The sequence below is a fragment of the Fictibacillus arsenicus genome, assembly GCF_001642935.1.
Classification (GTDB): domain Bacteria; phylum Bacillota; class Bacilli; order Bacillales; family Fictibacillaceae; genus Fictibacillus; species Fictibacillus arsenicus_B.
The window spans coordinates 895,766-917,898 of the sequence record NZ_CP016761.1 but is presented as its reverse complement, the minus strand read 5'-3'; the positions used below and the strand labels follow the sequence as shown (position 1 = coordinate 917,898).

At 40.9% G+C, this 22,133-nt stretch carries 22 protein-coding genes; 2 read left to right on the top strand and 20 right to left on the bottom strand.

Going from position 1 to position 22,133, the window contains the following annotated elements; genetic code table 11:
* Window positions 1-158 precede the first annotated feature (158 nt).
* The 9 genes from ABE41_RS04870 to ABE41_RS04825 all read right to left on the bottom strand — a co-directional run bounded on the left by ABE41_RS04870 (window position 159) and on the right by ABE41_RS04825 (window position 9,271).
* Window positions 159-1,628, bottom strand: a complete 1,470-nt coding sequence (locus ABE41_RS04870; protein WP_066287056.1) for an aldehyde dehydrogenase — start codon at window positions 1,626-1,628, stop codon at window positions 159-161.
* A gap of 3 nt (window positions 1,629-1,631) precedes the next feature.
* Window positions 1,632-2,102, bottom strand: a complete 471-nt coding sequence (locus ABE41_RS04865; protein WP_066287054.1) for a RidA family protein — start codon at window positions 2,100-2,102, stop codon at window positions 1,632-1,634.
* A complete protein-coding gene (locus ABE41_RS04860) occupies window positions 2,074-3,120 on the bottom strand; it encodes an amidohydrolase family protein (protein ID WP_066287052.1) in 1,047 nt (348 codons plus the stop codon). The genes ABE41_RS04865 and ABE41_RS04860 overlap by 29 nt, the downstream gene beginning before the upstream one ends.
* Window positions 3,108-3,650 carry a 3-hydroxyanthranilate 3,4-dioxygenase gene (gene nbaC, locus ABE41_RS04855; protein ID WP_066287050.1) on the bottom strand — a complete coding sequence of 181 codons (543 nt, stop codon included), beginning with the start codon at window positions 3,648-3,650 and terminating at the stop codon, window positions 3,108-3,110. The genes ABE41_RS04860 and nbaC overlap by 13 nt, the downstream gene beginning before the upstream one ends.
* A 15-nt stretch (window positions 3,651-3,665) precedes the next feature.
* Window positions 3,666-5,153, bottom strand: a complete 1,488-nt coding sequence (locus ABE41_RS04850; protein WP_066287048.1) for a 4-hydroxyphenylacetate 3-hydroxylase family protein — start codon at window positions 5,151-5,153, stop codon at window positions 3,666-3,668.
* Between the two features lie 455 nt (window positions 5,154-5,608).
* Window positions 5,609-6,892 carry a TRAP transporter large permease gene (locus ABE41_RS04840; protein WP_066287046.1) on the bottom strand — a complete coding sequence of 428 codons (1,284 nt, stop codon included), beginning with the start codon at window positions 6,890-6,892 and terminating at the stop codon, window positions 5,609-5,611.
* Complete coding sequence (locus ABE41_RS04835; RefSeq protein WP_253805435.1) at window positions 6,889-7,440, bottom strand: TRAP transporter small permease; 552 nt, start codon at window positions 7,438-7,440, stop codon at window positions 6,889-6,891. The genes ABE41_RS04840 and ABE41_RS04835 overlap by 4 nt, the downstream gene beginning before the upstream one ends.
* A 23-nt stretch (window positions 7,441-7,463) precedes the next feature.
* Window positions 7,464-8,483, bottom strand: coding sequence for a TRAP transporter substrate-binding protein (locus ABE41_RS04830; protein WP_066287044.1), 1,020 nt, complete (start codon window positions 8,481-8,483; stop codon window positions 7,464-7,466).
* Window positions 8,484-8,521: 38 nt separating this feature from the next.
* Window positions 8,522-9,271: an IclR family transcriptional regulator gene (locus ABE41_RS04825; protein ID WP_066287042.1), complete on the bottom strand. Its 750-nt coding sequence runs from the start codon at window positions 9,269-9,271 to the stop codon at window positions 8,522-8,524.
* A gap of 404 nt (window positions 9,272-9,675) precedes the next feature.
* On the opposite strand from ABE41_RS04825, the gene ABE41_RS04820 reads away from it, so the two are divergent.
* Complete coding sequence (locus ABE41_RS04820; protein ID WP_253805434.1) at window positions 9,676-10,812, top strand: histidine kinase N-terminal domain-containing protein; 1,137 nt, start codon at window positions 9,676-9,678, stop codon at window positions 10,810-10,812.
* A 42-nt stretch (window positions 10,813-10,854) separates the two neighbouring features.
* On the opposite strand, the gene ABE41_RS04815 is transcribed toward ABE41_RS04820, so the two are convergent.
* The 3 genes from ABE41_RS04815 to ABE41_RS04805 all read right to left on the bottom strand — a co-directional run bounded on the left by ABE41_RS04815 (window position 10,855) and on the right by ABE41_RS04805 (window position 14,019).
* Window positions 10,855-11,994, bottom strand: coding sequence for a zinc-dependent alcohol dehydrogenase (locus ABE41_RS04815; RefSeq protein ID WP_066287036.1), 1,140 nt, complete (start codon window positions 11,992-11,994; stop codon window positions 10,855-10,857).
* Window positions 11,995-12,113: 119 nt separating this feature from the next.
* A complete protein-coding gene (locus ABE41_RS04810) occupies window positions 12,114-12,980 on the bottom strand; it encodes a dimethylarginine dimethylaminohydrolase family protein (RefSeq protein ID WP_066287034.1) in 867 nt (288 codons plus the stop codon).
* A 196-nt stretch (window positions 12,981-13,176) separates the two neighbouring features.
* On the bottom strand, window positions 13,177-14,019 hold the full coding sequence (locus ABE41_RS04805; RefSeq protein ID WP_066287031.1) for a DUF4037 domain-containing protein: 843 nt from the start codon (window positions 14,017-14,019) through the stop codon (window positions 13,177-13,179).
* Between the two features lie 122 nt (window positions 14,020-14,141).
* On the opposite strand from ABE41_RS04805, the gene ABE41_RS04800 reads away from it, so the two are divergent.
* The gene (locus tag ABE41_RS04800) at window positions 14,142-14,363 is read left to right on the top strand and encodes a hypothetical protein (RefSeq protein ID WP_066287027.1); all 222 of its coding nucleotides are present in this window, start codon (window positions 14,142-14,144) and stop codon (window positions 14,361-14,363) included.
* A 42-nt stretch (window positions 14,364-14,405) separates the two neighbouring features.
* On the opposite strand, the gene ABE41_RS04795 is transcribed toward ABE41_RS04800, so the two are convergent.
* From ABE41_RS04795 to ABE41_RS04760, 8 genes are all read right to left on the bottom strand, one after another.
* Window positions 14,406-15,092 (bottom strand): YqcI/YcgG family protein, encoded by a 687-nt coding sequence (locus ABE41_RS04795; protein ID WP_156774336.1) that lies wholly within the window; start codon window positions 15,090-15,092, stop codon window positions 14,406-14,408.
* A gap of 110 nt (window positions 15,093-15,202) precedes the next feature.
* Window positions 15,203-16,207, bottom strand: coding sequence for a phosphotransferase (locus ABE41_RS04790; RefSeq protein WP_066287023.1), 1,005 nt, complete (start codon window positions 16,205-16,207; stop codon window positions 15,203-15,205).
* Window positions 16,208-16,211: 4 nt separating this feature from the next.
* A complete protein-coding gene (locus ABE41_RS04785) occupies window positions 16,212-16,514 on the bottom strand; it encodes a DUF2087 domain-containing protein (protein WP_066287020.1) in 303 nt (100 codons plus the stop codon).
* Between the two features lie 17 nt (window positions 16,515-16,531).
* Complete coding sequence (locus ABE41_RS04780) at window positions 16,532-16,945, bottom strand: DUF2500 domain-containing protein (RefSeq protein WP_083207664.1); 414 nt, start codon at window positions 16,943-16,945, stop codon at window positions 16,532-16,534.
* A 338-nt stretch (window positions 16,946-17,283) separates the two neighbouring features.
* Entirely contained in the window at window positions 17,284-19,083 is a 1,800-nt protein-coding gene (locus tag ABE41_RS04775) for an IucA/IucC family protein (RefSeq protein WP_066287019.1), read from the bottom strand.
* Entirely contained in the window at window positions 19,067-20,272 is a 1,206-nt protein-coding gene (locus ABE41_RS04770) for an MFS transporter (RefSeq protein ID WP_083207663.1), read from the bottom strand. Before ABE41_RS04770 ends, ABE41_RS04775 begins: the two co-directional genes overlap by 17 nt.
* Window positions 20,248-21,597: a lysine N(6)-hydroxylase/L-ornithine N(5)-oxygenase family protein gene (locus ABE41_RS04765; RefSeq protein WP_066287015.1), complete on the bottom strand. Its 1,350-nt coding sequence runs from the start codon at window positions 21,595-21,597 to the stop codon at window positions 20,248-20,250. Before ABE41_RS04765 ends, ABE41_RS04770 begins: the two co-directional genes overlap by 25 nt.
* On the bottom strand, window positions 21,572-22,123 hold the full coding sequence (locus ABE41_RS04760; protein WP_066294632.1) for a GNAT family N-acetyltransferase: 552 nt from the start codon (window positions 22,121-22,123) through the stop codon (window positions 21,572-21,574). The genes ABE41_RS04765 and ABE41_RS04760 overlap by 26 nt, the downstream gene beginning before the upstream one ends.
* Window positions 22,124-22,133 lie beyond the last annotated feature (10 nt).

Below are 22,133 nucleotides of genomic sequence, written 5' to 3'. Positions count from 1 at the left end.
GCTTTCCGCGGGGCGTGCGGTGAGCCTCCTCGGCGCCATGCGCCCTTAGGAGTCTCACCTGTCCCGCTGATCCCGCAGAGTCTCGCACCTTTCGCTCCAATCAACTTTCATCGAAGCTATTACAAAATCCTTTCCAAAGAAAAATCTTTTTCCAAAAACTAAAGTTTCATCGTTATTGTTTTCGCTTCTGAATAAAACTCGAAGCTGTGTCTCCCGCCTTCACGTCCGATTCCGCTCGCTTTTGAACCGCCAAATGGTGTGCGAAGATCACGTATGTACCAGCAGTTTACCCAGAGCAAACCTGAATCTACAGCGGCTGAAACTCGCTGTGCTCTGCGGATATCGTTTGTCCAGACAACTCCTGCCAAACCATACTGTGAATCGTTTGCGATTCGGATCGCATCTTCCTCCGTTTTAAATGGAATGACGACAAGCACCGGTCCGAAGATTTCTTCCTGTGCCACACGCCACTTATTGTTCACATCATACAGAACGGTAGGTTCATAGAAGTTCCCTGCTTCGAATCCTTTAACTCGCTTACCTCCGCACGCGAGCTTTGCACCTTCTTTTAACCCAATATCTACATAGCTTTCAACCGTTTCAAGGTGACTCTTCGATACAAGCGCTCCCATATCGGTATCTTCCTGGGTTGGATCTCCAACCTTAATCTTCTTAACAGCTGCAACAAACTTGTCCAAAAACTCGTCATAGATGCTTTCTTGCAGAAGCAATCTGGATCCTGCCAAGCATATTTCTCCTTGATTCCGGTAGATGGCATCAATGGATCCTTTAACCGCTTCGTCTAAATCAGCATCTTCGAATACGATATTTGCTGACTTGCCGCCTAACTCCAGCGATACAGGTATTAAATTTTCAGCGGCGTTTTTCATAATTGTTTTTCCTGTGTTTGATTCTCCGACAAATGAGATGCGGCGGACGTTTGGATCAGTGGTCATCGCTGCTCCCATTGTGCTTCCCGGACCTGTAATGATATTCAGAACACCTGGCGGGAGCCCTGCTTCATTCGCAATATCTCCAAACATAACGGCAGAAAGAGGCGTGTACGAAGCTGGTTTTACAACGACTGTATTTCCGGAAGCAAGTGCCGCTGAAGCTTTCCATGTCATCTGCATAAAAGGAAGATTCCACGGGATGATCAGACTCGTAACCCCTGCAGGACTATACTTGGCATAGGACATAATGTTGTGTTTGTCATAATGCTCACTTACCATGTATTTTGACATCTCAGCAAAAAATCGGAAATTAGATGCAGCACGGGGAATATCAAATCCCCGGCTTTCTTTAATTGGCTTTCCAACGTCAAGAGTTTCGACCATCGCCAGATCATCGACATTCTTCATGATGAGATCGGCCATCTTGCAAAGAATATCTGACCGTTCTTCTACCGGCATCTTGCTCCACACTCCGCTGTCATAAGCTGTTTTAGCCGATTGAATGGCCCGCTTCGCATCTTGCTCACTGCCGTTTGCTACAAGTGCCAGTTTTTCATTAGTTGCCGGGTTAATGGATTCAAATGTTTCACCAGAAAGTGCATCGACGTATTCTCCATCAATGAACAGTTTCGCATTTTTAACTTTTACCGTCTGTGCAAGGGTTTCTGCTTTCACTTCCTAGTCCCCCTTCTCTTCTTCTATCTCAACAATCATCTCAATTTCTATCGCTGTTCCGCCCGGAAGCTGTGCCATTCCAACTGCGGATCTGGCGTGTTTTCCTTTTTCACCAAAAATATTAACTAAAAGGTCAGACGCACCGTTGATGACTTTTGGCTGGTCTGTAAAATTCTCTGTACAGTTCACAAATCCAAGAAGTTTCACAATGCGCTTTACTTTGTTTAAACTTCCGAGCTCATGCTGAACAACAGCCAGCAGATTGAGCATGGACTGTCTCGAAGCCGCGTATCCATCTTCGAGCGTCAGGTTTTCACCAAGCTTTCCGTGATATTGATCAACACCCTGTCCTGCTGTAAAAAGGAGGTTACCCACTCTCACACAGCTCACATAATTACCGACAGACGGGCGCACTTCTGGCAAAATAAGCCCCAGACTTTCAAGCTTATCCTCCGGTGTTTGAATGACTTGCAACGGCTGCACCCCGCTTTCGTTTTTCGAGATTTAAAAAGGCTGCTGCGTTACCGCCAAGCATTGCCTTGCGCTGTTCATTTGTAAGATCCACTGTTTCATCCAGCACTTTTCCTGGATTCACTTCACGCAGCAAAAACGGATAATCAGATCCCATAAAGATCTTGTCAGAACCAAAACGCTGCATCATATAACGGATGTTCATCGGGTCGTAATTCAGCGAATCAAAATAAAATTGCTTTGCATAATGACTCGGAGGATGTGTAGTCAAACGAAGGTGCGGCCACACATGCCAGCCTTGGTCGAGGCGCGGAATCAAGTAAGGAAAAGACCCTCCGCCATGAGCAAAACAGATCTTCAGCTTTGGAAACTTCTCCATCATGCCGCTCCAGATCAAAGACGCAGCAGCTAGTGCTGTTTCACTCGGCATACCGATCGTGTACATAAAATTATGGTTCGGCATGCGTTCTTTCCCTAGTGTTTCCCATGGATGAATGAACAGAGGCACTTCCCACTCTTCTGCTTTCTTAAAAAACTCAAGAAAAGAAGGATGATCCAGGTTCTGTCCGTTAACGTTCGTTCCGATCTCGATTCCATGAAGACCAAGTTCGTTCATGCAACGGTCCATTTCCCTGATTGCGGTATCTGCGTCTTGCATCGGAACAGTCCCAAGTCCAGCAAAGCGGTCTGGATATTCATTCACCGTTTCTGCGATAAAATCGTTCTGGATTCTTGCCATCGCTTCGGCTTGTTCTGGCGGCGCCCAGTAAGAGAACGTCACGGGGATCGGGGATAGAACTTGAATGTCTACCCCTTCACGATCCATGTCTTCGATCCGTTTTTTCGGATCCCACACTTGGTCCGTTACGTCTCTAAAGTTTTTGCCTCCGACCATAATTGCAGCACCGCATGCACACGTTCTGTTTAGAACCGGCCATCTCTCCCCACCATACTTTTCAGCAAAGTCAGGAAACGACTCTGGAATGATATGTGTGTGAAAGTCGATTCTTAGCACTTCCATTCCTCCACGTTCTCAGGCATCTGATAGCCGCAGTCCTTGCACAAACGGACACGCTCGTTGGAGTTGAAGCTGTGAATCGCTTCTTTAACTTGCTTTTCAATATCACTTAACTGAACTGTCACGCGGTGCATCTCAGAGTCACAGCGGTCACAGAACCATACAAAGTCTTCCAGCTCGCCTTGTGCACGCTTTCTCTCAATAACCAGTCCATAAGAATCAGCAACCCTGTGAGGTGAGTGAGGAACCATTGCTGGCAGCATGAACACATCGCCTTCTTTTACTTCCACTACTTCACGCTTGCCTTGTTTGTTGATGATTTCTACATAACAGCTGCCTTTGATCTGATAGAAGAACTCATCTGAAGGATCCACATGGAAATCACGTCTTTTGTTCGGTCCACCTAAAATCATCGCGATAAATTCTGAGTCCTGCCAAATTACCTTGTTATTTACCGGCGGCTTAAGAAGATCCTTGTTTTCTTCAATCCATTTTAATAGGTTAAAAGATTTTAAAGTTGTCGTTGTACTCATCCTTATTGCCTCCTTTTATTTAGCCAGCTTAGGCTGGTCAGCTACAAGATCATGTGTTACAGAAAGTGCTTCATCAACCATTGAAAACTTAGCTTTTCTTTTGTATCCGTTATAGAAAATCGCTCTCTTGCGGATTGGATCTCCTGTGTAGTAGCGCTCATATTGCACAAGTCGCTGTCCGAAAGCTTCTCCGCAAAGATCCCAAGCGAGCTTAAACAGCTTTACACGTTCGAGCGAATCTACACCTTCACGGCCTAAGTAATACTTATCAATCTCACTTCGGATTTCCGGTGCATTAAAATCATTTCCTGTCGGTGACATGAGCAGCCCGCCCGCACCGATAATCTGGATTACTTCAATTGCTCTCGGATACATTTTTGGAAGCATGCCGCGAATTGTCTCCAGGGCTGCGGCATTCGGCATTACTTCACCTGAAGATGTCGTTTCATACTCATATTCTGCTACTCGTAATAATGATCGGATTACTTCGACGTTCTGGACGAGTTCACCAAGGTCATTCTGTACATTCAGATATCCGTCAACACCGATAGAGTCTGCTAGTTTACAAGCGACTTCAGTTGCAAATGCCAGTTTCACATAGCCTCTAACACCTGACTGGTGAGCAGGCTGCTGTGCAATTCCTGTCTTCGGATATAGAAGATTAGCAGCTTCAACATTGTTATAAAGGAATACACGATCCCAAGGAACAAGTACGTCGTTAAAGACAAGAAGTGCGTCCATCTCTTCAAAGCGTGATGCCAATGGATGGTCAAACTGTGAACGCTTGCCGTCCTGCATAGGCTCACGGCAAATAAGCTTAAGTCCTGGAGTGTCCACCGGCACCGCAAATGCAAGAGCGTAGCGCTCGTCTCCAGGTGCGAATCCAGGAAACGAATAGATGATTACTTCATCCGTGATCGGGGCGAGTGTCGCCAGCATTTTTGCTCCGCGAACGACCAGCCCATCTGGAGTTTCTTCAACAGCTCCAAGATGTGTGAACATATCTTTTTGTCCATGAGAGTTTTTGCTGCGGTCATTTTGGGGATTAATGATCGCATGTGTCAAAAATAGATCATTATCTCTTATGTAGTTATAGTAGTTTTTGATATTTACAGACCATTCGGGATTGTACCGATCTAGGAACCATCCATTATGGGCCATGCCTGTTACAACAACATTTAAAAAGTCAGGTGTACGTCCCATGAGTCCAAAAGTAGATTTTGCATAGATTTCAAACAGCTGGCTTCTCGCCATCATTTCTTCATAGCTCGTCGGGTGCAGGAACGCATTGTTTACCCTCTCGCCCGTTTCTTTGCAAATATGAGTAATGGAATCTTGATATTGCGGATCATGCTGCATGTCGTAAAGTTTGGCAATCTCTTGAATAGGCTGTTTAAAAACAGGTTCGTTCACTACATCTGTAACTCTCCTGCCCTCTAACCAAATTTCTGGTGAACGAGATTTCAAAGCTTGAATATATTGAGCACCAGTTCTAATTCCCATACCATCTGCCTCCTCTATGAATAGATGATTGAATTTGTAACCACTATATAAGAAAGCGCTTTCAACTCTCAATACTGAAATTTCATATTATGAAATTATCAGAAAATTAATTTAATATTATGAAAAATTAAGGTTTGAAAAACTTTGTAGCTCTTGAAAGTTGTTGATTTCTGTTCCAGGATGCTCGCTTTCCTAGGGGCGTGCGGTGAGCCTCCTGCCGCTTTGCGCCTTTAGGAGTCTCACATAAAGGAAGCATTTGTGCTCCTGCGTCTTCACGTAAACCCAGCGAAGCGTGCTTCCTCGTCGCATGCCTTGCAAGAAGTATATCCATATGGCTGGCACGCACCTTACACTCCAATCAATTTTCCAATGAAGACATGAGTCAAAATCAACAACCTTATAGAGAAAACCCTTATGAAAAAAGAGCCCTCATGCAGAATGGCTCTTTTTCATTTTTAAAGACCGATCATTCTTGGGATCCAAAGAACCGCATCTTCTAAATATGTGATTAAAAATAAAATAGCGATCGCTACTACTAAAAATGGTGCTGAAGATTTGACTAACTTCTCAAAACGAACTTCAGCGATCGATGAAACAATGAATAACCCTGTTCCAACTGGCGGTGTTAACAGACCGATTGTTAAGTTAATGCAGATAATTACACCAAAATGAATCGGATCGATATCAAAGGATGTAACTAAAGGCATAAATACAGGGACTAATATGATCAGCGCCGCAATCCCATCCAGCAGCATCCCAACAATCAACAGCATAATGTTAACGAGCAACAAAAACACAAACGGATTTTCCGAAATAGATAACATGCTGTCCGCAAAAACCTGCGGAATTTGTTCAAACGCGATCAGCCAGCCGAAGATATTAGCCATAGCGATTAAGAATGTAACCGTAGCTGTGCTTACAACCGTATTGATTAAAATTTGAGGAATGGACGTCCACTTGAGTTCACGATAAAAAAACATCCCAACCAAGAAGGCAATCACACAAGCTACTGCTGCTGATTCAGTGGCTGTAAAGGCACCGCTTAAAATCCCAAAGATAATAACAAAAGGTACAACAAGTGCTGGCAGTACTTTTACTGTACTTTCCCACATTTCTTTACCCGTAGCTTTTTTACTTTTAGGAAAATTGTATTTGTAGCCCATATAAGCGATTACACTGATAAACGCAGCCCCATAAATAAGTCCTGGAACAATCCCTGCCATAAACAAGCCGCCGATTGATGTTCCAGAAAGGGTTCCATAAATGATAAAAATCATACTTGGCGGAATGATAGGTGCAATGATGGATGACGCAAGTGTTAAGGAAGAAGAAAATTCTTTGTTGTATCCTTCCTTTTCCATCTCCGGCACCATAATTTTGCTCATCATGGCTGCCTGTGCATTCGCTGATCCTAAGATCGAGGCTAAGAACATGTTCGCAACTACCGTTACATAAGCCAGTCCGCCGCGTACATGACCAACAAAAACTTTTGCGAATTTCACAAGACGGGTAGTGATTCCTCCTCCATTCATAAGCTCACCTGCGAGCATGAACAAAGGAATAGCCAGCAAGCCGAAATTATCAAGTCCAGAATAAAGTCTCATTGGGGTTGAATCTAATAAAGCAGTGTTTCCATTCAAGAAAAAGTAAACGACTGTTATCATCCCTAATACGAGAGAAATCGGGATTCCCATCAATAAAAACAGAATAAAGATCCCTATAATGAGAGCAGTTATCATATTTCTGCCCCCTTTGTTTTAATAACGTGAACTAATTGAGCAAGTACATGTATGCACGCAAACGTTAAGCCGATCGGAACGGCACTGTAAGGAATCCACATGGGTAGCAAAATAGCTGTCGACTTTTGAAAAGCCACTCCATCTGACAATATCCATGTATACGTGTATGACAATATTAAGACGAGAAATATGATAATAAACACCTGGCTGAAAACGGCAATCCACATTTTTACTCTTTGCGGACAATAATCAAGCAGCAGCGTAACAGCAGCCTGAGACTTATATTTTAGTCCCAGACTACCGCCGATAAAGCTGATCCAAATCAATAAAAATACGGCAACTTCTCCTGACCATGATAAGGGTGAATTCAGGAAATATCGAAATGCTACTGAAAGCGCTACGATTATTGCAAGTGCGAGCATGAGGATTGCAGCAAGGAATTTCTCGATTTGAGAAATTCCATTGCTGACACTTTGGATTATTCCAGTTCCCCCATTAATTGGGCGTTTTATATTTTCATTCATTTTTCCATCGTAGTTAATCTTCATTAAAAACACCCCAATCTCAGAGCCTACTTTCTTACAGAATCTATAAATTCCTGAATCAGCGGGTCAGTAGGTCCATATTTTTTATCAAATTCTTCTATATATGGTTTGAATAGTTCAGGATCGATATCATAGATTTTCATCCCGTTGTCAGCCAATTCTTTTCTGAACTCTTCTTCTTGCCCTGCTCTCGTTTCAACCGCATAATCCGCTGCGGCTTTTAATGATTCGCGTACAATCTTTTGATCTTCGTCTGACATGCCTTCAAACGTGCTTTTATTAACCATAGCAACCGCTGGCCACACCATGTGGTTCGTGACCGCTCCGTATTTAGCTACTTCATAATATTTGTTTGTGATCGCTGCATCCAAGTCCATATCCATACCATCGATTACTCCTGTCTGAACTGCAGAATAAACCTCAGGAAGCGGAAGTCCTTCTGTTGATGCTCCAGTGGATTTATAGAAATCCTGCATCGGCGGACTTGGTGTTACACGAAGTTTCAAACCTTTCATATCTTCAGGCTTCTTTACATGCTTGTCCTTAAAAAGCATTACACGCTGTCCTGCAAACAGATAATCCAAGCCTGTGATTCCCTGTTCATCAAGTGTTGCCAGAATCTTTTTTGCGGGTTCTGATTCTCTTGCTTCGTGTGCTGCTTCTAGATCTTCAAATGCGTATGGAGCAAACCATGCCGCAAAAGACGGAGAACGTGAACTTGTGTAAGCTGCTGTAATAAATCCAAAATCAACCGATCCAGATTCAATCTGCTGCATCATGTCTGCTTCACTCCCAAGCTGAGATGATGGATAGATCTCGAGCTCAATTCTTCCATCAGAACGTTTAGAAAGTTCCTCTTTAAATTTTTCAGCAGCTTTGTGCCACATGTGTGAAGGCGGTGTAATATGAGCCAGCTTGAATTTATACGTTTTCCCATCAGATGATGCATCTCCAGAACTAGCTGAATCTTTTGCTCCGCTGCTGCATGATGTCAGAAGGATTAATGCTAAAAAAAGAGCAAGTACTACCTTTAACCTTTTCTTCATATTTAACTCCTCCAATACGATTTAAAATGTAAGCGCTATCATAAAACACTGATAAAACCTAGTTCTTTTGAAATGGATTCTGCTGTCTTCACGACATGATGAATCATGGAAGGGGTGTCCTGTCCGAGCATATAAGACACGGGTCCTACCATATTAAGTGCCGCAATCGTCTGTCCTGTGTACGACTTTATGGGTGCTGCTATACCATACAGCCCCATTTCGTTTTCATTATTACTAATGGCATATCCGTTTGCTCTTATTACGGCGAGCTCATCTTTTAGTTTTTCAACGCATGTAATGGTGTTAGGTGCACGTCGAAGCAGTCCTCTTGATATCGTCGGTTTAATCATTGAGGTATTGTAAGCAAGCAAGACTTTTCCAGTACTCGTACAATAAGCAGGCTTCGTATCACCAATAAAAGTCGGGACTTGTACTGAATTCGATGATGCAACACGCAGAACAAATCTCACTTCTCCACTATCTAGCATTCCGATATGTACAGTTGTATTGAACCTTCTGACAAGACCTTCACACAGCGGAAGAGCTTCAGTGTTTATGTCTTGCTGATACATGACATGGTTGCTCCATTCTAGAAGCTTCCATCCTAATCTATATTTTTTCTGACTGTCTTGAATTAGTATGCCTTCAGAGCAAAGTGTCCTTACAAGGTGGTGGACAGTACTTGCGTTCATATTTAATTTTTCAGCAATCTGCAAGTTTCCTAGTGCTGGTTCATCCTTGGTAAAGCAATTTAATATCCTTGAAATTTTTTGAACAGATGAGATCACAAATTCTCCCCCTCAAACGGATACGTTATTTAGAATGTCAGCTTAAAGACAACCACCCCTTTCAATATGCGTTCATCGTATTTAAAAAGATGGTTTGATACAATCGAATAATTTCATAATATGAAATCTCTTAAAATATTTTTAGAATTATTAGAAAATTTAGCAGACTATTGAAGGATAGCTTTTGCTAGTAAAGAAGAAGTATAGGTATTGAAGTTCATTTATAGATTTCGTTATAAACTATCAAATTACCTACCTTATTTTTTCCCTTTTCAATGAAAAAATTGTAAACTGCATATAGCATTTAATTCCTTTATCAATTACTATATGTAGTAGGGATCCTTTTACATAGCAAATAAATTCTCTTCATATTTCATCATTTCATGTTGAAAGAGGTGCAGGCGTTGGACATTACGGAGAGTCTGATTACATATATGGATGAAAATTTGCCGAATTATTTAAACGATTGGCATAAAAAAGTCGTGATCTCTAACCATGATATACATAAGGATAAGGTCATCGAAAATGCTTTGCACATGGTTGAGCTCGTAAAGCTTTCCTTACGCGGCCAGCTTTCACCTGAAAAAATTAAGCAGCTCGCACGTGAAGTTGCCGTTCAAAGATTAGAAGCAAAAATTAATATTGGCGAATTCGTATATAATGTAAATTTAGGCCGAAGTGAAATTGTCAGGTTCGTCACGGGTTCAGGTATTTCTATTGAACAGCTTCAGCCGGTCATTGAAACGATTAATTCTCTTTTTGATGAGTTTTTATACCACGCCGTTAAAAAGTATACCCAATTAAAAGACGCTGAAATTCAAGAGAAGACGCACTTTATCGACCAAAGCCACAAAGAGCGCCTGACCATTCTCGGACAGATGTCATCGAGCTTTGTTCACGAGTTCCGAAATCCGCTAACTGCGGTTATGGGGTTTGTAAAACTCATGCAGCAAGAAAACCCGCGAATGAAGTATATCGACATCATCAGCCATGAGCTAACTCAACTTAATTTCCGTATCTCTCAATTTCTTCATGCTTCTAGAAAAGGGGTTCAGGAAAGAGATGCAGAGGAATTTGCGCTCGAGGATTTATTTTCAGACATACTGGACTTTATGTATCCGAGTCTGGTAGATGCTGATGTGAATGTGGTCCCTCGGATTGACCCGACCATTACGTTGTGGGCACACAAAGATGAGTTGAAACAGGTTCTGCTTAACCTGATCATGAATTCCATAGATGCTCTGCGGCAAAAGAAACACGATCGCCGTATTATGATTTACAGCAAAACCGAGTCAGATTCGAACGTACATATTACGATCTCAAACAACGGTCCTGCTATTCCTCCTAAAACGATTAAAACGATTTTCGAACCGTTTTTCACAACAAAGGAGTTAGGTACCGGAATAGGTCTTTTTGTGTGCAAAAAGATCATAGAAAAGCATAAAGGAACAATCAGCTGCACTTCTTCTGATGAAGTTACAACATTTTCGATCCTACTGCCGCTTCATGCTGTAGTTCATAAAGAAATACATCAATTATAAATAAAAAGGAACTCGGATTTGCCGAGCTCCTTTTTATTATTTTTAAGGTTTCAGTACAACTTTAATACATTCATCTTCATGGTCGTTAAATGTTTTATAGGCATTCCCTGCCTCCTCTAATGGAATTCGATGTGTAATAATCTCTGTTGGATCAAATTCCTGATTAATAATTTTATCAAAAAGCAAAGGCATGTAATGAATGACTGGTGCCTGCCCCATCTTCAACGTTACATTTCTCTCGAAGATATTTCCTAAGGGAAACATGTTATACATAGATCCATAAACACCTGTAAGCTGTATCGTTCCAAATTTCCTCACTGCATAAAGGCCAATTTCAATGGGACTGAGTGTACCTCCTTGCAACTTCAATTTCTGTTCAACCTTCTCAACAACCGATTTTTTTCCATCCATACCTACACAATCGACTACCACGTCGACACCGCCGCTTGTTATTTCTTTAAGATGAGCACCCATGTTATCGAAATCATCGAAATTGTAAACTTCCGCACGATTTTTTGTTGCAGCATGATTTAAACGGTAATTGATATTATCAATGGCTATAACTCGTTTAGCCCCTTTCATCCAAGCAAATTTCTGGGCCATTAAACCGACAGGTCCACATCCGAGCACAGCTACTGTATCTCCTTCTTTCATACCCGAACTTTCGATGCTCCAATAAGCTGTTGGAAGTACGTCCGACATGAACAACAAAGCTTCATCCTCAAGTTCACATGATTCAGGAATGACAAATGGCATGAAATTTCCATAAGGTACACGCAGCAGCTCTGCTTGTCCTCCTGGATGGTTCCCGTACCTTTCCGTAAATCCAAAATATCCCCCTGTATCAATCGCTGGATTTGGATTGGAATTGTCACATTGACTTTCCATATCATGATTACAATAAAAACATTGACCGCACGAAATATTAAAAGGAAGTACTACTCGATCCCCCTTTTTTACCCGTGTAACTTCTGGACCAACTTCTTCTACAATTCCCATTGGTTCATGTCCAATTACGTAATCTTTCGTAGTAGGCAAGGCACCTTGATAAATATGAAGATCAGAACCACAAATAGCTGTTGAAGTGATTCGTACAATAATGTCGTCCTTTTTCTGAATTACCGGATCTGCAACATTTTTCACCTGGATGTCTTTTGTACCTTGGAAAGTAACTGCTCTCATAATAACCTCCTATTATGTAGAATACTTACTCTTTTCCCTCAACTAAGAAAATTATGTTCCTATGAAACAGTTTTAAATAAATAATAAAAAAGTCCCCGCCTAGTGGCAGAGACTTTATTTTAATATACCGATTCTCTATATAAAGGCATCGAGCAGCAGCGGAACGATCCCCCTGATTTTATGATTTCCGAAATATCTACTTCTAGGACTTCATATCCTCGTTCCCGTAATGCGTTATTTACATCTTTATTGCACGGAAGACTTAATACTTTTTTGTTTCCGATCGATAATACGTTTGTTCCCATCGTAAATTGCTCGTCTTTATTCACTTCGATTAATTCAAAATGAGATGCGAGAAGTTTAAAGTCATTTTCTTCAAACGCATGCGGATATACAAGTGCTTCTTTATCAGATAAGATGTTAAACACACAATCTAAATGTAAATAAATTGGATCGAATGGAACAGCGATAACTTCCATATCCGGAAGCTGAGATTGCAATTGTTGAATGGTTTCTTCTGAAGTCCGTCCGCTTACTCCGATATATACTTTATGGCCATGAACGATTACATCTCCACCTTCAATTCGGTCTCCTTCTATTAAAGAGAGGTTCACTTGATGCTCCAGAAGCCAGTTTCGGAGGATTTTTTCTTCACCATCACGAATATTGCTTCCCATTCTCGAAACGAATACCGTCTCACCAATTGTGAAACCGATATCCCGTGTAAAAACCTGTTCCGGGAATTTTTCCATTGGAGGAAGTTTATAAACATCTACACCATGATTGGCCATCATTTTCACAAAATCCTGGTGCTGTTTCATCGCACGTTTCATATTTATATTGTCTTTCGCAAAATGACGCTGCGTTTCATTGATGATTTCATCGATCTTCATATATCTAGGTTCACAAACAATTACTTTTTTTAACGTTCCATATTCACTGTCACAGTTCACGAGCTTATATTCTCCTTTAATTACGGTAGCCATTCATAATCCTCCATTTAAGGTATATATAAGGCTCTTCCCTAAATCATCTGTACCGTAAACGTTTTTTACACTTTCAACTATTCTATTTTCATTTTTGCCAATAATGGCTAAAAGTTATCTCTCTTTATAAAAAAACCACCCGAGCGGACGAATCCACCCGGATGGCTATCACTATTTTGTATTTATTACACATTTTTTATACCTTGTTTTCAGGTCGGACAAAATCCAGTTTTCCTTTGTATAATTTCAAAAATTCGAGATGAGGATTATGCTTTTCTACAAGAAGGAAAACCTCGTGGATTAAAAGTTCCAACTCTTGCACACTGTTATGTACATCTCCTATAAAAATTGCAGAAAATCTTTCATCCATATTTTCTGGCTTAATGCTAAAAATCTCACTATATTTGTGCATCCATTTAAACGATGGATGATGAATATACAATTTGTTTAATCCAAATAGCACACCCATTAGCTTTTTCTGAACCGATCCCATCAGATCATACAGCATTAGCCAGTCTTTCCGGTCTAATAATGCTTTGCGATTGTTCCATCTGTACCAGAGCGCCAAGTTCTCTTCAATCATCTTTTCTGCAAGTTCAGCTGGATAAATTTGAACTTTTCTTTTTAATTTATTAATCAATTGATCTCCATATAAACTCCGTCCGTAATAGATAGAAGAAACCATACATTGTTTTCCGTAATCCATATCAAACTCATTCACCACATCATTAATCCAAGTTTCAGCAGTACTTGTTAAAAAGCTGCTGATTTCCAGCTTCACATTCTCAGGTGTTAAATAGCTCTCTGCCCATTCTTCTTCCTCAAATGGGTGAAAATCAATCACTGATCCATTGATAGTTTGAATGGGATGCATTCGGTCTTCATCTGTTGGCGGTTCAGACCAGAAGATATTCAGCTCGATGTCTGAATGTTTATCTTCCCATCCTCTCGAAACGGAGCCTGCGAGTAAAACAGCCTCTATTTTTGGATTTTGCTGATAAATTGATGCCATATTTATTGCAATATCTTTTAATCTCATAAAAGTAATCTCCCATTTATTAAATAACATTCTATTTCTATTTTAAGAAAAAAATTTATTAAATGATAGGAATTCATCTGTTCCCTATAGAATTCGTTTTTAGAAAGTTTGAGGAGGCTTTTATGATTTCAAAAAAAACCTTATATTATTATGTGCTTCTAATGATTCTTTCTGTTCCTTTGATTATGGCAGCAAAGCTTAGCTATCATATTTGGATTAAAGACGGTAGTATTGAACGTTTCGATTTTAACAAAGCCTATTTTACAGCTACTATTATTAGTATCGTTATTTTCATCAGCAATGTCAGATATCACAAAGATAAAAAGCAGAAGGTTTCCATATAAAAAGGACTCCAGCAAAAGAGTCCTACTTTATTTATTTCATTTTTACTTATGATGAAACGGACATTTTCCTGTAATCGGTTCTACGTCATCTCCGATAAAGTACTGCTTCCATTCCCGATGCTCAGGGTCACCATAATGGCTGATGTTCGGATGTGTCGGCAAGTTATCCCACTTCTCTACACGTTCACGTACTTTTTCACGTGACATGCTTCCGCCTGGGGATGTTCCTTCTAAGCCTTCGAAAATACGTCTTGGCTGGAATCCTAATACTAAGCTGTTTCCGAGATCCCTCGTTTTACGCTGTTTATATGCTGGTGCGTTGCCAAACACAAAGTAGGGTTCATTATCCACTGAAAAGGCAAACAAGTGATGATCAGGATCTTTAGGAATATGTTCTGGCCATGGTTGATCATCTGTTTCGTGAAGGTATTTAAGGATGTTCCAGAAATATTCACGATAATGCGGAATGTCTTTCTCTTCTTTTTCAGGTTCGACGAACACAAATAAACCATGGCGAATCAGTTTAGGCGTGTCAAATAGTTTATTGAATTCTTTAATAGCTTCAGGCAGGTTTGACCAGTCATCATGAGTCACATAAGCATAGCGGAGCTCACCTTTTTTCTCAGCGGCCATACCAAAGTAACAAGGAAACGTCTTGTCAGTTACTGTTTCATGAAAGGTCTTATACTCTTCAATGACCCAAGCTGGAACTCTATCTGGATTTGTCATATCTTCTTTAGTAAGCAAAGTTAATTGTTTCGTTTCCACTTAACCACTCCTCTGATCTGATAATGAGGAATTTCCCTTAAGCTGAATGATTAAAACGTGATTTGCCTTGCTTATTTTTTCCAAGCTAAAATCTCTTCTAGATTGCCTAAATGTTGTGCCAGCCAGTTCATTTCGTGTGCAAATCTTTTAGGCGGCTCACCTTCATGCTCGGTAACGGATATCCACCACGTGCTCTCCATGTACCAAACTAGCCTTAACGACCTAATTAACCTCTCAAGCGATAATTCATTTGTATGGCGATATCCTTCAATAAATGCATGTACTGCTTCTCTATTTAGAGTATCGTTATGTAAGCAGGCTGAGATAATAATTCTGCCAATATCTAATTCAAGATAGTCATAATTCATTCGGTCAAAATCCAAGATAGCTGTTGCGGAGTCAGCCGAAAATAATACATTATCGACCCATAAATCCCGATGACACCATCCTGGAGTCAGGTTTTCAAAGTCTTCCTTAACCATTTTATTGGTTGCCTCTTTTTGATAAAGTATTAAGGGTCTTAATTCTGTTAAATCTTTTTCATCGCACTCCAATAAAACAGAATTCCAATAATCAATACGATCTTGGATAGCCGGCAGATTAAACATTGTTTCTTTTTTGGGAGGAAGAGTTCCATCATTTAATCGTTTGTGAAGCTTTCCTGCAGCTGATCCTAATGATTTCATCTGTTGAAGGTTAGTATTTCCAGCCTTCATTAAGTTTCCTTCCATAAAGCGCATAATCGTATAAAGCTCACCATCCGCAGTCTCATGTAAAAGTTCACCTCCAAGTTCCAGCAGTTCCGGACAGGGAACTCCATGATGAAGACAGCGGTTTTGAGTCTGAAGTGCCGTTCGAATGGTATCAAGGTCATATTTTTTAATGCGTTCCCTATTGTATTGCTTTAAAAGAAAGGTCCCTTTTTTCGTTTCTATTTTCCACTTTTGATTCAGCCAGCCGCGTTTAATTGGCATACTTTTATAAATGTGCAAATCAAAACGGCTTTCTGCATCGTTTTTTAGATGTTCCCATAACGATTGTTCTGAAGCTTGTTTATCTAAACTAACGACACCCATCGGTTTACTTCAGCTCCTGCCACTTCACCCACAATGATTCTTCTCTTTTTTTATAAAAGCCTACGTCTCGATCCATATATCCATTTACAATAAACTCTCTACGAATTGTACAAAAATCCTCATGGTATTGTTTGATGAATTGATTGATCTGAACTTCACTGTAAGTTTCGTCCTCTAATTTGCGCACCAAGTACTCCAGTACCACTAACTTTTTCTTCTTCTGTGAAGGTATGCTTTTCAGTTTCCCTTCTTTATTTAAGAAAGCATTTAAAACACCTGATTGATAATTCTCAAGTTCTTTTGCCATTTTATTCCCAACTCCATCTATATAGATTCTATTTGTCTATTTCGCTCGAAATCCAGATAACGCGTGCCCTGAAAAGTAAGATTGCCTTTGTCGCCTTCAACCAGCTGTCCATAATCTTGCGGTTTCACCTGCAATTCCATACGGTCTCCGCTTTCCACTTCGAATGTCACAAAATAGCTTGTATGCGCTGAACTATCATTACCGCCTCCGCTAACTCTGCTTCTTTTTGTTTTTACATCAGCAGGAACCGTCAACTGCGGTTGTTTGTTATTGTGGCTCCTTTGACTGATTCCTTTAAAAATCACAAAAAGAAACGCCCCTATAACAAGTACAAAGATAACTCCCATGAACATTGGTCCAAAATCAAAAATCCAATCTCCTGAACCAAAACCAGGTTCTTGAAACTCTTGAAAGTCTTCAAAATCATCCATACAATTGCCCCCCCATCACACCTCTTTTACATATTATTACATACGAAAATAAAAAGACAGAAGTTTCAGTTTTAATTTACGGTACGTGTTCTTTAATCTGATACACGTTCGCGCAAACAGTGATCTCAAAATTTTGGACGGTGAATCCACAAGATTTGGCCATTTATCCACAAAAAATGGACCTCAATCCAAAAATTTTCGAGGTTTATCCACGACTAGACATTCACCGAAATCCGCCGACACCATTGCTCCTCTGTCCCCCCGCATCATCATCAGCACTGCAATCTAAAAAAGACTGCATTCCAAAAATGCAGTCCTTTCTTAATTTAAACTCATCTTTAAACAGTTACTCTGCTTACACGTATTTCATGAAGCGCATTCTTTACTTTTCCGAATTCTGATGCGTGCGGGCGGTCATCTCCATCACCATAGCCGTAATCCACCATCCGGTTTCGGTTCAAACATAGTTTTGTCAGCTCTGGCTTAAAGAAATCGAATAGCTTGAAACGTTCTTCTAAGTGAGAGAACCTCTCTTGATACGCTTCAATGCTGTCAGCTAGATGTGACCAGAATGCGGTCTCTTCAATCAGCTCGTTTCGTACAAGCACATTTGACATATAACGGAGATGGCAGATAAAGAGTCCTGTGAAAATAAACTGCGTTAAACCTTCAGGCGGCTCACTGCGCAAAACCTTTCGCAGTTCTTCCGTTACACCTTCTAACTCCGGGAAAGGCTGATCTGAAATGTTCACATCATCCACATAATCTTTTACCGCAAGTCTTTCAGGCTGGTAATCTTTTAAAATTAAGATCGTATTCTGACCATGCGGTGAGAAAACCGTTCCATATTGATACAAGAAGTGCAGCAGCGGCGGCATGACAACACCAAAGAACTTTTTCACCCATTCGTCCGCACTTATGCCAGACTTTTCGATTAGGCTTTGTACATATGGCTTTCCATTCCCATCAACATGATGAAGAGCAGCGAGTGTAATCGGCTGTTCCCCCGGCTTCAAGTAGGTGTAGATGCTTTCTCGCCAGATTGTTCCGAGCATTTCTAGATATTGGTACGGAGCACCTTTTAATTCGCTGTAATGCGTGTGATTAACATTAATGCTCGCCACTTCGCCAGGCAGCACAACTTCGCACTCATCCCGTAAAAAACTGTCCTTCTCATAAATTCCTTTTATATGCTCTGTAACTTGAGGAGCGATTACTGTCCGCTCTGAAGGCAGGCCGCGATACACGAGCGTATTTAAAATACTCATCGGCAGTTTCACATGTGCCTTCAACGGATTCGTTCTGTTCACAAACGTACGGATCGACTGCTGTGGTAAATAGTGATCCGTTCCTTCTTCTAATGGAACGATCATGCCTTTTGCCAAATCTTCAGGGAAGTTTTGAATCAGAACATTTTTCCACTGCCATTCGTGAACAGGCATGAAATAGTAATCCATCGGCAGTTTCCCATTCTCACGTAAAATTTCATTAAATCGCTGAACAAGAACACCATCTAGCTCTCTTATGATCAGTTTTTCATAATGTAATGCGCTCACTGATTGAAATTGTGCTCGGTCGCGGTGAACAGCGATCCAGAACAGTTTTGTTTCCTGCTGATTTTCAGGTGCATATTCGCTATAGTCATCAAAGCCGAAACCGATGCGCCCTTTGTTGTACGTGATCCATGGGTGTCCTGACATCTCGCCTTCTAACTCCGCATAATCAAGATCCACCAATTCATCAGATGTTTTTTTATGATTGTTTAATAGATTGGCATCAGCGATCAGTGTATGATTCAATTCTTTAATAAGATGACCGGCGGTTTCGGCAGACATTCCGATCATCGGCTGAATATCCATTAAGAAACGGATCGCACTCGTTGCCGGAATCCACTCACCTTCTTCTAACACTTCAATCGATGACGCATCTACATCATAGCTGTCAAAAAAACGGCTTTCAGCAGTAAAACGGTATTTACGCTCTTCATTAACGGTGAAAACAAATCCGTCTTCATTTTGTTCAGGAAGAATCATGTCTTCATACATATACTCAGCCAGCATCTTAGCCAGCAAATTTTTGTTTACCGTTTCCCACGTATCTTTTTTAAGAATCGATTCTGTTTCATTTATATAAAGCATGCTTTTCCTCCTTATGTAACTGAAGTTTCCCTCTGTTTCTTTCTCTCGTGAACGTTCCCCATAAGAAAACAATTAAGTGGAGAACGACAAACAAACTTGCATAGATAAACACGTTTGATATCGTACGGGTGTTAACGATCGATGATGCCGCTACAGGTGCGAGCAGGAGTCCTACGTTTTGAATTGCAGAGACCTTGCTGTAATCTCCATGGGAGTTCTGACTCCATTGAAAAATAAACACATCCAATTTTGATAGACACCATGCAGCTCCTATTCCAAACATACAGCGGAACAGGATCAAACCAACGATGCCCGTTTCAATTCCCTGAAAAAACAATCCTGTAATAATCATAACGGTTGCGGCTATATAGCCGTTCCAGCCAAGCCTCTCACTGTATTTACGAATAAGCGGCAAAGATACGATCGCCATAAGACTTGGTATCAAGTACAATACACTGCTCGTCATTGTATCAGTGTTATACACATTTTCGGTGAACGTTGTAAAAAACGGACGAATCATATTTACAGCTAAATGTAAGGTCAGCACGACAATTCCGAACATCAAAAATTGCGGCAGCAAACTGTGCTTACTGTTGTCTTGTAACGATGCATCTATCACTTCACTTGTATCCACCTTTTTTAACATGAAATAACTGACGAGACCCAATGCACATTCCATGGTTCCAACCATCCAAAAGATCAACAGCGGATCTTTCATCTGTATGACCCATCCTGACAATAAGGTCGCCGTTACGATCGCACCTTGCAGAACAGCATGATAGCTTGCAGCAGCACCTGACGATTCTTTTCGGTTCTCTTGCATCAGTATCGTGTACAGCAAAAAGTAACTGCTCTTAAAAATGAGCAAAAGAACACTCGCTGCGACGAACATCTCAAACGTCTGTGAAACCGCCATCCAGAAGCAGGAAAGTCCTGTTCCACATTGGCCGATGATCAGCAGAGTAGAACTGTTTTGCCATTTGTTAGCGATCAGTCCCCAAATCGGGGTGAAGACCACAACAACTAGCCTGCACGTCATAATATAAAATCCCGTTAAATCCGGGTCTGTTATACCAAATACCTTCCTGAAAAATTGCGGATAGAACGGTGATAACAATACTTCTGTACATACGAACAGAAAGACACAGCTTAATAGAAATAGGTTTAGCGTACGGTTGCGGGCTTCCATGCCGGTTCCGTTCCAAAGTTTTGAAACACGTTCCTATGAGTTACAGGATAGATTTCCTGCTCAAAAAGTTTATTGATGATAACTGCGTTTCTGTGTGCACCGAGACCAAGATCTGGAGCACCGACACCGTGAGTGTGAAGCTCACCATTCTGAATAAAGATATGGTTGTTCTCAAGATCTTTCGTCTGCAATCGGTAGTCTTGAGTGATCTGGTAGCGGTTCTTGTGATCCCACTGGATTCTTTCTTGCATATCCATCAAGAAGTGCGGGAATGAAGGTGCATAGCCTGTACCTAAAATGACAACATCAGATTCGAGCTCAAAGACTTCCCTCGTAACATTTTGGCGAAGTGAGAGCAGATGCGTATCTGCATCATTCTCTAAATGAACAAGTTCAGTCATCGCCTGTAAGTGAATTTCAGGTTTCTTTTGCCCAACTGATTTTTCATAAAGCAGATCATAGATATCCGCAATCGTATCCATGCTGATTCCTTTGTATAAAAGGTCTTGCTTTTGCAAAAGCTCGTCCTTCTTGGTTGAGGGAAGCTGATAAAAGAAATTCGTATAATCCGGTGAAAAATATTCAAGCCCAAGCTTTGAATACTCCATCGGGAAAAATCCTTTTGAGCGAGTGAACCAATTCAACGAATACGCATCATTATCCTGAAGCTGAGCAAGATCATAGAACACCTCAGCAGCACTCTGTCCTGATCCGACCACTGTAATTGATCTAGCATTCAATATCTCTTCTCTGCATTCTAAATATTGTGAAGAATGGATGACTTTTGCACCAAGTTTCTTTTCAAGATGTGAAGGTATAGAAGGAATAGTCCCGATTCCAACAGCGAGATGCTTCGTGTAATATGTTTCTGTTTCCCCTGTCTCTTCAGATCTTACGATGACTTCATAAAGTGGAAACTCTGCAAATTCAACAGGCAGAATGTGTTCCACTGCCATTCCAAATCGGCATGAGTTCAGCTGACTTGCTGCCCAGCGGCAATAATGATTGTATTCCTTTCTTGGGATATGGAAGTTTTCCAGAAAATAAAAGTGATACAATCGGTTATGTTCCTGAAGATAGTTCAAGAAAGTGTACTTGCTTTTTACATTTGCCATACTTACCAAATCTGCGAAGAAAGGAACTTGCAGAGTTGTACCGTCGATCAGCATCCCTTTATGCCAATTGAACTCTGTTTTTTTCTCAAAAAACAATGCTTCTTTTCCTCCGGTTTCATCGAGCATTGCCGCGAGTCCAAGATTAAATGGACCGATGCCAACACCGATGATGTCATACACTTTTTCAAGTTGTGGCTGTTTCAAAGACATCTTCCCACCTCCTCTCAAACGTTTCTCTATGGCAATACATGAGCATTCCGGTCTTATCCGGCAAATCGATCGGCTTCACTTTTGTAAAGCCGCACTTTTCAAAAACATGAATCATCTTTTCATTTCGTATGTCAGGTTCTGCGATCACTTTCTCTGTCCCTTGCGACAGGAACTGAAAATGTACGATCGCCCGCAATAAAGGGAGTGCGTATCCTTTCCCAAGATATGCTTCCTCTCCGATTAAAAGGTGAATTCCCTGATCTTCTGAGTGAGGATCATAGTAATCTTCAACGATATCCCCTTTTACCCAATATGCTTCCCAGTAGCTCATTGGAACGCCATCGATCAAGCCCAAATACAAGGTCTGATGCTTATCTGACAAAAATTTCTCTAAATGCTTTTCGTATTCTTTAAACGAAATATTCAGTTTCCAAAACGGAATAACATAAGGCCGCTGCTGCCACTTATGCAAAAGTGAAACATCCCGCTCCAAATCTACTTTTACAAATGATAGTGTTTTTCCAATCGTTGAGTCG